We start from the raw sequence: 15,750 nt of genomic DNA, 5'->3' as shown, positions 1-15,750 counted from the left end.
TTTTGCGCCGTTTCGTTCCTCATCTCCACACGGTCACTTCCTGCGATCGTCGGGGCTATTACAGCCACAATACAGCTTCATTCCGCTTCGCTTCGTAAACTCCGCTGCGCTGCAATCAGCAGTATCATGTCTGTCGCCCCTTATTTTTTCAGCGGTGGCGCTCTTCGCACAGCCATCGGGGTCGGCGCCGTTCGATGAAAAACCTCACTTTGCCCTAAATCAAGGTTTCCCTCCAAAAAAAGTCGGGAGTGTTTTATTTTTTTCCCGCCGTTACACGCTCCTATCCGCTTCTTTTCGCTCCGTTTACCCTGATAAAATCAGGGTCTCCTCTACTCCATTCCCGCGTTTATGGTAGCTGTTCGATTGCCGCAACACCGCCGCTGCGCTCCTCATCTATTCCGCTATAATTGCGCTAACGCTACATTTTAGCTCCACTCCTTGCGGTGCTTGGGGGTGTTTGATTGCCGTTTTCACAAAAACGACTCCCTAAGAAGTAAACCACAACTAACCTGCATTTTATCGAAAAGAATGAGAAAAAAAACCAGCAAATATAGCGTCCATTCCTCTCTTTCAGTCGGCTTCAAGCTGAGGTAATTTCAGCTTTTCAGCGCTCCGTTTTCGTTCGTCTTTTCCGCTTTCGACACGGCTTTCTTTTTTTCTCATTTTTCTTTTCGAAAAAATTTAAACCGAAAAAAACCGAACCTAAAATCCACAGCGATGCCAAACTTTATAATCAAAACCCATCAAAAAAATATCTCGTACAAGGGGAACCAAATCTTTATCCTCAATAAAGGAAGGAACAGTGGAAGACCTCAAAAAGAACCTTTTACCAATAGTTTTGTTATTCAATTTTCATCCAAAGAAGACGCTGAAATGATCTATTGGCTCGCATACAGCCTTTGGCAAATGAAATTCTGGCACCAACACCTTATTGGTTCCGTTATTCCATTTATTCGAATAAAATGCTTCCAGAGTGAATTTGACCAAAAAGTAACCAAAATGCTAAATGATTTCGCACAGCACCAAAAAGACATCGAAAGTATCAAAGCTTTGGAACAACAAAAAGAGCATTTAGAAAAAAATCTTAAACTGATTCTTGAGCTCAAGAAATGTATTTTGTCTAGGTATTGCCAATAAAAAAAGCCTAATCTCGCGATTAGGCTTTGTAAAATTCAGTAAAGGTTACCACACGAAAACTGAATTTAACTCGCTCTGAACTTGTTTCAAAGTCTCCTCAAAATGAGTTTATTTTTTATTCTTTGTCAACCATTTTAAAAAAACTGACACCATAAAACTGACTGTCGCTCCGACAACAGCTAAGATAATCGTTTTTTGAATGTCTTGAGAGAAAATGTTGGGTGCAATACTCAATAAGGTTCCCGAAGCAGTACCGATTCGAAGTGAAGTATCCGCTTCCATTTACCCTGAATTTTCTCTAGGGTCCTTACCTTGGTGCTCCTCGTCCTCTGTTCCCCATTCCGGGGCTAGGGGACTTACCGTCAATTGACTCACGGCCGTAATTACGCCGCCAGCAACTGCCATATATCCTGCAACGCTAACAATCGCCACTGGCAATACTACCGGAGCGGCTATTACAGTACCACTGATGGCCAACAAAGCCAAACCAATACTTCGCAAAATCCTGAAAAATTTTGGGGTGGGCGCCATTGCCCTATTAATTAAATTCATACTGATGCTTTTTTAGATTGAATACTTATTTTAACTATCTCATTGCGTTCCAAAGCTGCATAAACTAAAGTTTTCAACTTTTCTAACGCTATTCTAGAGGAACTACCCTTCCCTATTCCGGTGTGTTGGCTAACTGGAGCAATACAACCCCGCAATTCTTTTTTGGCGTCATTAGCGGGATGGATCAAGATTAAATCTCTTCCTGGAACATGTAGTACATGCAAGTGCCATCCAAATTTAGTACTGTATCGCTTTTTCAAAAAATAGTCTCCCTCGGGAATGCAAGAGATCCGCCTTTGATTTCCCAACCAAGGCAATTCGATGGTATAACAAACTAGGGTGCCGTTCCATTCTAGGACCCCTTGCGTTCCATCGGGAAAATAAATTCTGCTTAATACTAACTTACAATCCACTGACGTTAACCAACGATAACGGGTTGTAGGATCCATTTTTCAACGGATACATTTGGCCATTTACTTGTTGGTAAAACTCCACACCTAAGGCTAAAAACAAGGGTTTTGTGCTGTTGGCCGTAACCGGATTTACCTGACTAATCGCTACGGTTTCGGTCATATCCCAAGGAAGAATCGTTGTTGCTGAGTTTGTAGAAACAAAAGTCTCTGCTTCAAAATCAATTTCAGCACCTGCTGAAATAATTTTAAAATGAGTTGTTCCCCCTGGAGCTGCAATCATATTAGCGGGAATAAACGGATCCATAGCAATGCTGATATCGCCCGATACTCTGTCGATGGTACCTACATAAGGTGCAAACAAACTCGTACCGAGTTTCCCTCTAATATTGAACTCAAAACCAGCAAGTAGTTCCGCTTCACCGTCAATCACGTTTCGCAATCCACGTTCGCTGATCATGTCAGCTTGAATCACTTTGACCATCGCTTGGGTCAACCGACTGACCACTCTACCATCTGCAGAGTTTAGAAGTAAGGCTCTGAGCGCCGTTCTTAACACTTTTCCAGCCTTACCAGCTCTCCCAAATTCAGAACCGTTCTCACGCGTTCTTTGAAACGCAGGATCGTTCTTGATTCTGCTAGCATCGATTCCGCCTTTTTCTCTCGCCAAATGACCGTCTTGGGTCTTGTAAAAAGTAATATCTCCGATAGTCCCTTTCAACTTAATTATGCCTTTCTGTCTTGCCATAATTCCTAAAATTTAAGTTTATAATATGTTTTAAATAGTCTCTCAATCCTCTTTCCGTTGCAACGATTCCGATTGATTTTAAAACAAATATTACACTTAAATAAACAATTTAAGTTAAGTCAGTATTCCACTTGTTCCACAATGGTATAAATGTCCTAATATGACATTAATGGCAGTTTTTTACATCTACAAATTGCATTAAATTGCAGCTTCTAAACTAAAGGTTTTTTTTACTAATTTTATTGAATCAAATAATCTGGATTACCTCAACTTTCATGTATAACAAAGCCGAGTCAAAGCTATAGATAGTGTATGAAAACAGCAACCACAAGATTGTGTATCTACCCCAAAGACATACAACGCATTACCGGAAAGAGTTACCGCCAAAGTATCAGAATGATGCAAAACATCAGGAAGGAACTCAACAAGCTCCAAAATGAGTTGGTGTCCATAGAAGAATTCTGCCAATACACCAGCCTGAAATATGAACAGGTGGAACCACTAATTGTTGGTTAAAAAGGAGGTTCCATTAGGTGGATTTTTGTTTCAGGTGTTTTTTAGATAGCGAATTGCTTATTCTTCTTTTTTGATTAGATAATAGAACCAATTTTAATTAATTAAATTTTAATCAATAGTAGACTACTTTCTGTATTATAAAATAGTTTTACCTTATTCTATGAAAAGAAGAGTTGTTTCAGCACCTTAAATAATGGGATACACTTATAAATAGAAATCTATAATTTTGTAGAATGGCAAAGAGACAGGAGCTTCCGGTATTACTTTACAGTGGACATACAGGTTAAAATAAAATACAGGATAAAAAATCGCGCTTACTAGCTTGAAAAAAAATATGAGAGGTTCTTTGCTCAAAAAGCGAATGTGTTACAACAGTTTCTATTTATCAGCATATTTGAAAAGATAAAAGAAAAGCGGAATTTCCCACGTGCAATTAGTAACCAGAAATTTAGCGACTATATAAAAATTATTTGTGAAAAATCAGGAATAAATGAAATTGTTGAAGGCGCTAAAATGACTTCAACCGAAATAAGTGAAAACGCAAAAAAAACAATCATTCATCGAAAAACTTTTGGAAAGTTCCCAAAACACGAATTAGTCTCCTCCCATATTTGTAGACGTTCATTTGCTTCCAACTTATACGGCAAGATAGAAACCTTAACCATCATGAAAATAACGGGACACTCTACAGAAAAGCAGTTTTTAGATTACATTAAGATTACCCCAAAAGAGTACGCAGAAAAATTAAAAGCTTACTGGAAAAAGAGCTCTTTATATCCTTTAAATTAGTGTTACTATAAAAGCTACAAAATTAGACTGGGAATTTTTAAATTTAAATTCTTTAGCATGGCCAATTACGCTTAGATCATGTCCTTTTTGTTATAATATCCAAATTGCACTTATTAAACAAATATAAATATTCCCATCACGTACAAGAAACATATATTTACAGAGAAGTAAATTTGTTAAGTAAAAACTATGCAATCAATCCTCTTCGTTAAATATTTCTGTCCCACTATTAGTATTGTCTTATTAAAGTTTTGAGCTTGTCTTTCTTTTATTTTGACTATCAACTTTCAATCGTTTAAGGAATATGTTTATTATAAAAAAAACTTACTTTACTTTAAAACGTTATATTTGTTATAAGTTAATCCAATAAAATGTACTAAAATAAAAAAAACGGCAAGATATGAAATTCGGAATTTTAAAAGAAAGAAAAAATCCACCAGATAGAAGAGTTGTTTTTTCACCTGGAGCAGTAGTACAATTAAAAGAGCTTTATCCAGATGTATTGGTGAAAATAGAATCTTCAGATATTAGAGTTTTCACCGATGAGCAATATACAAATGTAGGGATTGAAATTTCAGATGACATTAGTGATTGTGATGTTCTATTTGGAGTTAAAGAAGTGCCTGTAGAAAATCTAATTGCCGACAAGTCTTATGTCTTTTTTTCCCATACAATTAAAAAACAGCCTTACAACAGACAATTGCTACAGGCTATTCTTGAAAAAAATATCGATTTATACGATCATGAAACAATAGTCGACGCCAACAACTTCAGATTAATAGGTTTTGGACGGTATGCGGGAATTATGGGCGCTTATAATACAATTCGTGGATTCGGATTAAAAGATGCGTTATTCCATTTGCCCAAAGCAGAAACATTCTCCGGGAAAGAAGAATTAATCAATCATTTGCAAAGACTTGTCTTCCCTCCTTTAAAAATTGTAATTACAGGAGTAGGGAAAGTAGCAGGTGGTATCAAGGAAGTTCTCGACGCTATGAAAATCAAGGAAGTTTCTGTTGAGCAATACTTAATCGTAAAATATGAACAACCTGTGTATACACAGATTGACGTACTGGACTATAACAAAAGGATTGATGAAAAAGTGTTAGACAATGACGATTTCTATCAAAATCCAGGCGATTACATTAGTAATTTTGAGCGATTTACAAAAGTTTCTGATATCGTTATTACTGGGCATTTTCATGCGAATAACTCCCCAAACATTCTTACTAATGAGATGCTTCAATCAAAAGATTGTAAAATAAAAGTAGTTGGTGATATCTCCTGTGACATAAATGGTCCGATTGCCTGTACACTCAGACCAACCACAATCGCAGAGCCATTTTATGGTTATTTACCCTCTGAACATAAAGAAGTAGATACATTTCATCCAACAGCGATTACAATAATGGCGGTAGATAATTTACCCTGTGAATTGCCAAAAGATGCCAGTGAAGGATTTGGAGAGATGTTTATGGAATATGTAATTCCTGCTTTTTTTAATAATGATAAAGACGGAGTTTTGGCTAGAGCCAAAATGACGGAAAAAGGAAAGTTAACTCCACGATTCAGTTATTTGCAAGATTATGTTGATGGAAACTGATTTTCAAACTCTTTATAAATCGAAAAAATATACAAAAAAACCTAATTCTGGAATGAATAATTGCGTTAATTTTTGGTAATAACGCACCTAATAAAACCATTTGTAAAATCAATTTTACAACTAGTTTTGCTAATGTATGAGTTATATTTTTATCGTAATTATATCAATTTTTTTTGATTCCACTTCATTTTATTTGAGCGTTTTCAATTACCGTAAAGTAAACATGGTCACCAATTGAATAAAAGGAGAACCATATTACAAAATTTGTAAACAGCGATGCTTGCAAATAATACGTTAGATTTATTTTTAATTTCGACGTGTCTGCTAAAATAACTAAATTTTCATTTCTAAAATAACCACACTAACAAAATATTTAAAGCAATTATAGATTTTAGCACATGTAATAAAAAAAATAAGAATGATGGGGTGAATTAAAGAACCAAATAGATAAATTATTACTCATTACTTTCCCAAGTATCATCTGAACTTTTCCATATAGCTATATTAAATGCTGCAAAAACTACTGAAACAACTGGGCTTAATAGCGCAAAAAAAGTAAAAGGTAAATAATCAATTGTGGCAACACCTAAAGTTAAAGCAACATACGCAGCATCACCCGTCCAAGGAACTAACATCCCAAACATAGTCCCTCCATCTTCTAGGCTTCTAGACAATACTCTAGAGGATATGTTTCTTCTTTTATATAAAGGCAAAAAAGCTTCTCCAGGCATCAGAATAGATAAATATTGACTATTACTAATCATTGTTGTCAACAAACAACTAAGAATCGTTATAAAAACTAAAGAAACAGTATTGTATATGACCTTCTCTAAACCAATGATTAAAGATCCCAAAATTCCTGTTTTAGTGATTATTTCTCCAAAAATAAGAGCTATAATGACAATGGAAATCGTGTGCATCATATTTTCCATACCACCTCTATTCGAGAATAACTTAGTAGTTAAATCGCTTCCAAAATCCATCTGCACACCTTCAACCAAACTTCTTAAAATTGTTTGGACATCAAATTGATGTTGAAAAATTAAAGCAACAATTATACTTGTAACTGCTCCTATACCGATTGCTATAACCGGAGGTACCTTTTTAATTGCTAGGACAATAGTTAACAATGGAACTATTAACAATAATGGAGATATTTGAAAATTTGCTTGGATTGCTTTTTTTAGACTATCTATTTGCTCAATATTTACAGCTCCCGTATTGAAATCACTTCCTATAAAAGCATAAATAATCAAAGCCATAATCCACGCAGGAAAAGTTGTATATAGCATTGATTTAATATGAACAAATAACGGAGTTTTTGTTACACCCGATGCCATATTTGTGGTGTCTGAAAACGGAGACATTTTATCCCCAAATAAAGCGCCCGACAAAATCATTCCAGCAGTTATTGGTAATGAAATACCCATACCTTCTGCAATGCCAATCATAGAAACACCAATAGTACCAATACACGCATAAGCACTTCCTGTAAAATAAGATATTATCGAACATGAGATTAAGCCAACCACCAAAAAATAATTAGGATTTATAATGTCTAAACCATAATAAATGATTGTAGGTATTATACCGGAAACAATCCAAGAACCTATTAAACATCCTATAACCAGTAACATAACAATAACAAAAGCACTTTTTCTTACCCCCCCTAAAATAAAATCATTAATATTTTCTTTTGTATGGCCAAGAAAAACACTAATAATACCTGTATAAACAATACAAGAAAAAAAGGGTAATTATAGTGGGCAGTTTTAATAGTAACATCGCAAAACTAATAATAACCGCAAGTACTACAATAATAATAAGGCTTAAATAAAAAACTTGGTTTTCTTTTTTGCATCGGGAAAAATGATTTTTTAATCTTTAATAAAACTAAATGAATTGATAAAAGGAGCATTCCTTAGAAAGCTCCTTTTATCAATCCGTGTAATATTAGTACAGTAATTTAAAATTGGTAGTTTAAACCAATACTAAAAGTTGTACCTAATTGACCTATTTGTTGTACTTCAGAAGAATATTTAAATCTAGAACCTGCTTGAGATGATTTTGTAGATTCTAAAGTGATATCTGGATATACATCAAAAATATTATTGATATTTCCATTTAAAGAGATCTTATCGGTCAATTTAAAAGAAACAGCAATATCGGTAGCTATTGTTGCGCTTAGAACTTGGTCAATTCCTCTTGCTGTTTCAACACCGTCTACCGTACCTGCTGATGGAGAGACAACTGTTACCTCTCCAAAGCGAGAGTTATTCAAAGACACATCCCATTTATCATTAACGTAGTTTAATCCTAAAATCATTTTAGATCTTGGCCTAGATTTAGTTATTAATCCTCTTTCTTGTCTATCGAAAATATTATAACCTGCATCTGCTAATACTTTCGGAGTTGTTATTGCAACTACATCTGTTCTGTTAAAATTAGCTGCAAAACTAGTATTAAATTTTCCGTTATCTCCGATAGCTATATTCTTATAATTTAGCACAATATCTGCCCCAGAAGTTTTTGTATCTCCTGCATTGATAAAAAACTGTAAAACCGTAACTCTATTATCACTTAAAATTTGCTCTACTGGGTTTGTAATTACAGCTGCGCTTGTTGCTGTTGCTGGCGTCCCGTTTTTGTATCTAACTTGCGATGAAAATAAAACTCTATCATATACTTTAATCTGATAAAAATCGACAGAAGCAGAAAAATTTCTATTAAATTTATATGTCAAACCCGCTGATATATTCTCTGATGTTTCATTAAACAATTTTTTTACACCTAATCCTTGAACTGCAGGATTATTATTTGCTAAAGTCCCTTGCAACAGAGGTTCGCTTCCTTGAATAATAGTATATTGACTCAAAGTAATGTGCTGTTGATGTAGCGATGGCGCTCTAAATCCAGTGCTATAGGATCCTCTAATTGCCCCTTTTTCACCTAATTTATAACGGCCGTTAATTTTCCAAGAAAAATTATCACCCGCATCAGTAAAATTTTCATACCTACCTGCAGCACCAAATAATAAGTCTGATGTAATGTCATAATCTACTTGCCCGTAAGCTGCTATATTACTTCGAGTCCAAGTACCAGCTTCTTCTGGTTTAATTCCCGGAAAAGAATCTGAACCACCTTTATAGTATGAAATTGCATCTCCTTCAAAAGCTCCATACTTTTCCACTTTGTATTCAACACCAGTAGCTACACTAATTTTTTCTGAAAGTATTCCAGAAACATCGTAATTACCAACAACATTTGTCAATCTATACCCCCCTGGCTGAAAAGCTGTAGGAGAAGTTTTGTTGTCTTTTAAATAGTCTAAATTCACTGAGTTATTCACTGCGTAAAATACATCGTTAGAACCATAGGTTACGCTAGCGTCTGCATTCCACTTTTCACTAATGTCCATTTTAACACCAATTGCATTTATGTGGTCATTAATTTCTACTTCAAAGGTTGGTTGGTAACCTTTAAAATCACTAGGCACTGTTAAAAACCCTGAATCTCCAACAGCTGACTGCCTCGAGTAAGGGGTTCTATAGTAAGGAAAAGAACGACCTGTCCTTGTTGTGTATCCATGGAAAGAATATAGTGTAGATTTTTCAGTTAATGGATGTTCCATATTAATAAATAATCTTTTTTTCCATGTCGGGTTGTCCCACTTGCATCCCTAAAGTTGGATCCTCAGTCGCCCATTCCGTCCAGTTTGGCAACGGGTTTGCTGGTAAATCTTTTACTCCAGGACTTCCCGCCCTATTTGTTAACTGTTGATTGTAATAGCCTAATGTTAAGTTAATAAAACCTCCATTACCAAAATCAAAAGCAGTGTTGTAATCCGAAGATAAATTAAAGCCATCCCCTTGAGAAGTAATTCCAGCTCTCGTTGTAATTGTAGAATACTCAACATTCTTTTTTAAGATTATATTCATAACACCTGCTATGGCGTCAGAACCATACTGCGCAGATGCACCATCTCGTAAAATTTCTACTCTTTCAATTGCTGCTGTTGGTATACTTTTTAAATCAACTCCAACTTCACCTTTACCCGGTGTTCTATTCAAATATACTTGAGCACTTTGATTTTTACGCTTACCATTAATTAAAACCAATGTTCTACTTGGACCTAAACCCCTTAAATCTGCAGGGTCGTAATGAGCGGTCGCATCAGAAATTGCTTGGCTTTGAGAGTTAAATGACGGTACTTTAAAAGTTAACATATTATCTAATGTAGGTTGACCGCTACTTTGTAAATCTTTGACGTCAATATTATCAATTGGTACGGGAGAATCTAAAATTGTTCTTGGCTTTGTTCTATTTCCTGTTACAACAACTTCATTTAAATATAATCCTTCAGATAGAACAATGTTTAGATTAGGTTTTCCGTTGACAGCTACTTCTTTTATTTCGTAACCAGCAAAGCTAATTACTAGAATAGCTCCATCCTTCACTATTAAAGAAAATACTCCATTAAAATCAGCTGTAGTGCCATTTTGTGTACCTTTTTCTAGAATGTTAGCTCCTGGTAAAACTTCTTTCCTTGGGTCACTTACAGTACCAGTTACTGTGTTTTGGGCAAAGGTGACACTAATGTTAAAAATGGCAAATAATAAAATTGTGATTTTTTTCATAATAATTGTAGGCTATGTTAAGAAAATATGGTTAGATTACATTGTTTAACAATTTTATAAACAAAAAAACTTAAATAAAAAAAATAAATAGTAAAAAAAAAGTTACGATTTCGTCTTTAGTGTGCTTTGCACAAAATTTACTGGAAGAAAAAGTAAAAAAAACTGGATATTCTATTTTTTAGATAATTCTAATATCGATTACATTATGAAAACCAAAAATAGTGGCACACGCATAATTTTTTGAGTGCTGGGAAAAATCTTCCTATCATAATAAAAAAATTGTAAATTTGAATTTTTCGTTTTTTGTAGATTGGGTTAGAAATAAAGTAACACATCGAGAATTATTTCAATACATAATAGAAGATGGTAATTAGTTCAGCACTTAATAAGCTCGGAGTGATATTTTAAATTTCATATACTACCTTTGAAATATGAAATACAAGAAATGAAGTTTAGAATAGAAGCTAGAAATTTTATCCTTTTCAGAAGAATTGGGAGTCGTTGAAACGTGCAGTAAATACAGTGTTAGTACCGGCACTTTATATAGCTGGAAGAAGAAACACGACAGCCAAGGAGAAGCGGGTTTAAAAGTAACTTACGACACTCGTAGTAAAGAGTTAAAGCAATCAGAAGAAAAAAATAGAATACTACGTAAGCTACTAGCTAACAAAGAAATTGAATTAGAGATTGGTCACGAACATTTAAAAAAAAGTTTGGAACTTCCGATCCAAGAAAGATTTATTTGAGAGTGTCTGTAATAAATATCCGATTAGTAGATCAAAATAATTCTGATGGTCGCTATTAATTAAAGTAGCTATTACCGAATGCCAAGCCTTGGAAAAAAAGCTCTTTAAAGCCTTTAATTTAGTGTTACCCTAAAAGCTAAAAAATTAGAATAGGAATTTTTATATTTAGACTCTTTCGCATGGCCAATTAAAGTTAAATTATGTCCTTTTTGTTATCATACCCAAATCACTATGTTGGATTTCCACTACTACTTATAAACGTACAATTGAAGCAAATTATTTGTAGATTGAGTGCTATTTTCAATATAATTCCATTTGGTATCCTTCATGCTTTTTTCACAATCTTTCGTTGTAACGATATTTTACCGGATTTGAGTTCCATTCAAGAAGAACTTTGATTGTCGTTCATCTACGTGCTGATCAATTGAGGCTTATTTTAGACAAATTAAGACGCATTCTTCCCAAAGTCAATTGTTACGAAAAGTTTGGTTTTGGAAGGTTTCCACGTAATAGCAAGTTAAAATAAACTCAAAAATAGAAGTACATCGTTGAACTTCAAAAAAGACTTAGGGAGAAAGAATTGGAACACGAAATATTGTAAGAATTAATGGATACTTTTTCCCTGAGCCATCAATGATTTATTCTTTCATTAAAAACATTGAAAAAATACTTCTGATTGAAAGGATGTGCCAAGTATTACAAGTAGGTTGAAAAGGCTATAATGATTGGAAAATCCACTGCATTTAAGAGACATAAAAAAGAGTTATTGCTAGAAAGGAAAAACAACTTACGTTTATTTTGAGTCAAAACAGCGCTAAGGTAGTCCTAAAATAACTACTGAGGTGCCTTCTACTAAAACTAAAATATCTAGACCCAATAGTTTGTTCCAATGTGAGAAGCAATCAAAATGGCTAAATATAAGATTAAATCACGTTTTATAAACCTATTAACCAATTAGTTAAAGGATAAAACCAATTCAAACCTGATTATTTGGTAGTTTCCAATGTATGAAACAGAGAATTCGTGGTCACTGAACTCTTAAAATTTTGGGTTTCTAACATTACTAAAATCTATCCCACAGAAGATTATTTATATTTGACAAGCAATCTGAATTTATATTATCTAAAAATTATAGGATAGAGTTTAGGCAATTAAATCGGTACTGAAAAGAATGCATTCCTATTTAAAACACAGAACTTTCGGAGAATTTTGGAATCAAAAAAATAATTTTAAAAAAGACAGCTTAACTTATGGGCAGGTTTTATTGAATATCCAAACAAAGGTTGTTATAGTAAATCAAAGCTATAGATAGTGTATGAAAACAGCAACCACAAGATTGTGTATCTACCCCAAAGACATACAACGCATTACCGGAAAGAGTTACGGCCAAAGTATAATAATGATGCAAAACATGAGGAAAGAGCTCAATAAGCTCCAAAATGAGTTGGTATCGATAGAAGAATTCTGCCAATATACCAGCCTGAAATATGAACAGGTGGAACCACTAATTGTTGGTTAAAAATGTTCTAATTCAGTTTAGTGTTTGATTCTATTAATTAATATTTCCCTCTTATTAACCACCTTTACTTATCTTCGAATAAAAAAACAGAATAGTAATTACAAATAAAAATCCGTCAAAAATTTCTTCTTTGACGGATTCTTTGGTTTTCTTTTAGTTTTTAGTATCCAAAATTTTGTTTGAAATCTTTGGTGACGTCTAAGGTTTGTTGCGGTATCGGAAAGATCCTTCTGAAAGGTAGCGAAAGTGGTTTTGCTGTATAAGGCAAATCATATTTCCCAAAACGAATCATCTGAGGTCTTCTGTACATTTCCCAATACATCTCAAAACCTAGTTCTCTGAACAATATTTCACTATCAATTGAAGTAAGTGCTTTCCCAGGCGCATTACTATACAATGCCTCTCGCGTTCTAGTAATTCTCAAAGCATTAATATCACTTAGAGCGCTAGCATTTTGTCCTTTTCTAAAATACGCTTCGGCTCGCATGGTATAAATTCCACCTAATCTAAATAACGGGATATCTACTTTACTACCACCATTTCCAGACTCCGGATCAAACTCCCATTTAAAACAACGTACACCTCTATTAATTTGATTTTGTGCAAACACCGATTGCGTTGGATCATCAAAATTCAATTCAGGTGTAAAATCCATTTTTGTACCAGCGCTTTTCTCCATGTACAATTCAGACACTTTAATTCTGCCATCTGTAGTCATTTCAAAACCACCTGCTGATGTTAATTTTGGTCCGTATTGCGGTCCTGCAATCATTCCTCTTGTAAAATGAAACCAAGGCAAATTATTACTATTTGGTACAATATCACTTGCAGGTACACTTCCTATTTGAGTATTTGTAAACCACGTTCCGTCACTGTATTGATAGGTTCTTGCAAAACGGGGATCATCGTGATTGTTATCCCAGCTATGATAAAATTCAGGAGTGGTACAAGAACCGTTCGTTCCTCTATTTGAAGGGGAAGTTCTTTGATTACGTCCCATCGAATTATAAGCAAAATCATTATCTCCGTTTCTAATATTGTCGATTTTTTGAACAATTACAAAGATAAGCTCCGAACCTTTTGAATTATTAATACTAAAATTATCAAAATAATTTCTTTCTAAATTAAATTTACCTGAATCAATTAACAATGAAGTATAGTAAATTACTCTATCCATATCGGTCCCAGTACCTGAAACAGCAGCCTCAGTAAAATTAAAATTAGAACTTGCATTGTAGCGGTCTTTAAAAACAGATCTGTTCAGGTACATGGCAGACAATAAACTATAAGCAGCTTCCTTAGTAAATCTACCTGTATGTGTACTGTTTTGACCTAAAGAAGCAAGATCAGGGATTATGGCTTCCACCTCTACAATTAACTCGTCAATTGCTGTTGCTGCTTGAACGATTTGTAATGGACCTCCTTCAGTATAAGGATCAAGGTAAGGAGCTTGCCCGTATAAATCTAAAATCGTGTAAGTATAAAAAGCTAAAAGTCCTTTGGCTTCAGCCAAAAAAAGTGCTTTTTGACTAGAATCACTATTGTTAATTATTTTAATAGCCGAAAGCGATCTTGTAATACCATTAGTGAGTAAATTCCAATTGTCGGTTACAATAGCACTACCCGAAGTCCATGTAAATTCATGCATAGCACGCCATTTACCACCATCTCCCCAGTCACTACCACGTGTAGGCAGTAAAGCCACATCGGTAGTGAATTCTTGCATTGCGAAAACATTTTTACCTACAAAAGTACCGTCTCCTAATCGATCATAAGCAGCTGCCAAGGCACCATCAACACTTGTGGCATCATCTCCTAGAACCTCATCAAGTACGACCTCATCTAAGTTGGTACAACTAGCAAGAAATAGTGCTGTGAATACAATTAGGATACTTCTATTTACTATTTTATTTAATTTCATGAGTTATAATTTTAAAGTTGCACCAAGAATAAATGTTCTAGATGTAGGATAACTAGAGTAATCAATACCAATAGATTGATTCCCACCATTCGATTTTGGACTATTGATCAAAGGATCATATCCACTATAGTTTGTTAATGTAAGTAAATTTTGTCCCGTTACGTAAAGCGTCATACTTTGTAACCATTTTAATTTCTCCGTTTTAATGTTATATCCTAATCGGGCCGTATTCAATCTTATAAAATCAGATTTCTCAAGATATAACGTTGATAATAGTGGCGCATTAGTAACATTTGCCCCCGAATTGTAGTAAGCAGAAGACACGTTTCGATCGGATGCCAAGTTGTTTATATTTAAGGCGTTTAATCCTGTATTGTTCAACAAGTACCCTCCTGATTGTCCTATAATAGAAAAGGAAAAATCAAAATTCTTATACTGCATTTGGCTATTAAAACCGTAAGTTAGTTTTGGAATTGCGCCTTCAATAATAATACGATCACTATTGTTAATTACTTTATCTTCGTTGGTATCTCTATAGATATCAGCACCTTTATCATCAAATCCAATATGATCTAACAAATAGAATGATCCAGCGGCAAAACCGCTCTTATATATATTAGCAAATACTCCGGACTGACCCGGACCAGAAATGGTACCTGATAAAATTTCCGAAACGGGTAAGTTTTTAATTTCATTATCAAGAGTTGCCCCATTAAAATCTATATTCCACGAAAAATCATTTGTTTTAACGAGCTGAGATCCTACCATAAATTCAAGCCCTTTATTAACAATATTTCCATCAATATTTACCCAGATCGTACTTGTAGGACTTAATACTTGAGAAGGAATATTAAGAATTGCATCAGTAGTAGTTTTATTAAAATAATCTAAGGTTCCGTATAACTTTCCCTTCCATAAGCTAAAATCAAGACCCACATTATATTGCGTTACCACTTCCCACTTTAAATTAGGATTCGGGGTTCTAGTAATTGAAATCCCATTTACTAACGCAAGATCATCATAAAGGTAATATCCATCTGCTCCTGCAAGTGCATAACTAGCCTGCGTAATTTTATTTTGAACCTCTTGATTTCCTGTTTGCCCCCAACTGCTCCTCACTTTTAAATTATCGATTACAGAAGAGTTTTTTAAAAAATTTTCTTCATTAATAT

Annotated in this window: 15 protein-coding genes and 1 pseudogene; 7 read left to right on the top strand and 9 right to left on the bottom strand. The window is 34.4% G+C overall.

Annotated features, from left to right (window positions below):
* A partial coding sequence (locus A3SG_RS22335; protein ID WP_232226334.1) for a hypothetical protein occupies nucleotides 1-355 on the top strand: 355 nt, incomplete at its 5' end.
* Between the two features lie 362 nt (nucleotides 356-717).
* On the top strand, nucleotides 718-1,137 hold the full coding sequence (locus tag A3SG_RS0109965) for a DUF6943 family protein (RefSeq protein WP_016989879.1): 420 nt from the start codon (nucleotides 718-720) through the stop codon (nucleotides 1,135-1,137).
* A 108-nt stretch (nucleotides 1,138-1,245) separates the two neighbouring features.
* On the opposite strand, the gene A3SG_RS21870 is transcribed toward A3SG_RS0109965, so the two are convergent.
* Genes A3SG_RS21870 through A3SG_RS0109945 form a run of 4 tightly spaced genes read right to left on the bottom strand, consistent with a single transcriptional unit; the run spans nucleotide 1,246 to nucleotide 2,847 of the window.
* Entirely contained in the window at nucleotides 1,246-1,419 is a 174-nt protein-coding gene (locus A3SG_RS21870) for a hypothetical protein (protein WP_016989878.1), read from the bottom strand.
* The gene (locus tag A3SG_RS19630; protein WP_016989877.1) at nucleotides 1,420-1,689 is read right to left on the bottom strand and encodes a hypothetical protein; all 270 of its coding nucleotides are present in this window, start codon (nucleotides 1,687-1,689) and stop codon (nucleotides 1,420-1,422) included. It abuts the gene before it with no gap.
* Entirely contained in the window at nucleotides 1,686-2,138 is a 453-nt protein-coding gene (locus A3SG_RS0109950; protein WP_050979828.1) for a DUF5675 family protein, read from the bottom strand. The genes A3SG_RS19630 and A3SG_RS0109950 overlap by 4 nt, the downstream gene beginning before the upstream one ends.
* Nucleotides 2,092-2,847: a hypothetical protein gene (locus tag A3SG_RS0109945; RefSeq protein ID WP_016989875.1), complete on the bottom strand. Its 756-nt coding sequence runs from the start codon at nucleotides 2,845-2,847 to the stop codon at nucleotides 2,092-2,094. The genes A3SG_RS0109950 and A3SG_RS0109945 overlap by 47 nt, the downstream gene beginning before the upstream one ends.
* A 312-nt stretch (nucleotides 2,848-3,159) precedes the next feature.
* On the opposite strand from A3SG_RS0109945, the gene A3SG_RS21225 reads away from it, so the two are divergent.
* The 3 genes from A3SG_RS21225 (at nucleotide 3,160) to A3SG_RS0109935 (ending at nucleotide 5,755) form a co-directional block, all read left to right on the top strand.
* Nucleotides 3,160-3,363, top strand: coding sequence for a hypothetical protein (locus A3SG_RS21225; protein WP_083832429.1), 204 nt, complete (start codon nucleotides 3,160-3,162; stop codon nucleotides 3,361-3,363).
* Between the two features lie 363 nt (nucleotides 3,364-3,726).
* Entirely contained in the window at nucleotides 3,727-4,152 is a 426-nt protein-coding gene (locus tag A3SG_RS0109940) for a hypothetical protein (protein ID WP_016989874.1), read from the top strand.
* Between the two features lie 400 nt (nucleotides 4,153-4,552).
* Complete coding sequence (locus tag A3SG_RS0109935; RefSeq protein WP_016989873.1) at nucleotides 4,553-5,755, top strand: NAD(P)-dependent oxidoreductase; 1,203 nt, start codon at nucleotides 4,553-4,555, stop codon at nucleotides 5,753-5,755.
* A gap of 455 nt (nucleotides 5,756-6,210) precedes the next feature.
* On the opposite strand, the pseudogene nhaC reads toward A3SG_RS0109935, so the two are convergent.
* The 3 genes and pseudogenes from nhaC to A3SG_RS22325 form a co-directional block, all read right to left on the bottom strand.
* A pseudogene (gene nhaC, locus A3SG_RS19625) lies at nucleotides 6,211-7,497 on the bottom strand (Na+/H+ antiporter NhaC); the annotation flags it as partial.
* A gap of 224 nt (nucleotides 7,498-7,721) precedes the next feature.
* A complete protein-coding gene (locus A3SG_RS22330; RefSeq protein ID WP_232226333.1) occupies nucleotides 7,722-9,386 on the bottom strand; it encodes a TonB-dependent receptor plug domain-containing protein in 1,665 nt (554 codons plus the stop codon).
* Nucleotide 9,387: 1 nt separating this feature from the next.
* Entirely contained in the window at nucleotides 9,388-10,392 is a 1,005-nt protein-coding gene (locus tag A3SG_RS22325; protein ID WP_232226327.1) for a TonB-dependent receptor, read from the bottom strand.
* 491 nt (nucleotides 10,393-10,883) lie between these two features.
* Between A3SG_RS22325 and A3SG_RS19615 the strand changes: the two genes are divergently transcribed.
* Both A3SG_RS19615 and A3SG_RS0109905 read left to right on the top strand, forming a co-directional pair.
* Nucleotides 10,884-11,138: a transposase gene (locus A3SG_RS19615; protein WP_232226325.1), complete on the top strand. Its 255-nt coding sequence runs from the start codon at nucleotides 10,884-10,886 to the stop codon at nucleotides 11,136-11,138.
* 1,315 nt (nucleotides 11,139-12,453) lie between these two features.
* Nucleotides 12,454-12,657, top strand: a complete 204-nt coding sequence (locus tag A3SG_RS0109905) for a hypothetical protein (protein ID WP_016989869.1) — start codon at nucleotides 12,454-12,456, stop codon at nucleotides 12,655-12,657.
* Between the two features lie 160 nt (nucleotides 12,658-12,817).
* Here A3SG_RS0109905 and A3SG_RS0109900 read toward each other — a convergent pair whose 3' ends face one another.
* Nucleotides 12,818-14,578: a RagB/SusD family nutrient uptake outer membrane protein gene (locus A3SG_RS0109900; RefSeq protein ID WP_016989868.1), complete on the bottom strand. Its 1,761-nt coding sequence runs from the start codon at nucleotides 14,576-14,578 to the stop codon at nucleotides 12,818-12,820.
* 3 nt (nucleotides 14,579-14,581) lie between these two features.
* A complete protein-coding gene (locus A3SG_RS22320) occupies nucleotides 14,582-15,712 on the bottom strand; it encodes a TonB-dependent receptor domain-containing protein (RefSeq protein WP_255347700.1) in 1,131 nt (376 codons plus the stop codon).
* Nucleotides 15,713-15,750: the final 38 nt, after the last annotated feature.

The organism is Flavobacterium sp. ACAM 123, from assembly GCF_000264055.1.
Classification (GTDB): domain Bacteria; phylum Bacteroidota; class Bacteroidia; order Flavobacteriales; family Flavobacteriaceae; genus Flavobacterium.
The sequence above is the reverse complement of the archived record's forward strand: the minus strand, read 5'-3'. Positions and strand labels throughout refer to the sequence as shown.

Coding starts and splice junctions, on each gene's coding strand:
- A3SG_RS0109905 (WP_016989869.1), top strand. CDS start 12,454: ATGAAAACAGCAACCACAAGATTGTGTATCTACCCCAAAGACATACAA.
- A3SG_RS22325 (WP_232226327.1), bottom strand. CDS start 10,392: ATGAAAAAAATCACAATTTTATTATTTGCCATTTTTAACATTAGTGTC.
- A3SG_RS0109900 (WP_016989868.1), bottom strand. CDS start 14,578: ATGAAATTAAATAAAATAGTAAATAGAAGTATCCTAATTGTATTCACA.
- A3SG_RS21870 (WP_016989878.1), bottom strand. CDS start 1,419: ATGGAAGCGGATACTTCACTTCGAATCGGTACTGCTTCGGGAACCTTA.
- A3SG_RS0109950 (WP_050979828.1), bottom strand. CDS start 2,138: ATGGATCCTACAACCCGTTATCGTTGGTTAACGTCAGTGGATTGTAAG.
- A3SG_RS22330 (WP_232226333.1), bottom strand. CDS start 9,386: ATGGAACATCCATTAACTGAAAAATCTACACTATATTCTTTCCATGGA.
- A3SG_RS21225 (WP_083832429.1), top strand. CDS start 3,160: ATGAAAACAGCAACCACAAGATTGTGTATCTACCCCAAAGACATACAA.
- A3SG_RS0109945 (WP_016989875.1), bottom strand. CDS start 2,847: ATGGCAAGACAGAAAGGCATAATTAAGTTGAAAGGGACTATCGGAGAT.
- A3SG_RS19630 (WP_016989877.1), bottom strand. CDS start 1,689: ATGAATTTAATTAATAGGGCAATGGCGCCCACCCCAAAATTTTTCAGG.
- A3SG_RS0109935 (WP_016989873.1), top strand. CDS start 4,553: ATGAAATTCGGAATTTTAAAAGAAAGAAAAAATCCACCAGATAGAAGA.
- A3SG_RS0109965 (WP_016989879.1), top strand. CDS start 718: ATGCCAAACTTTATAATCAAAACCCATCAAAAAAATATCTCGTACAAG.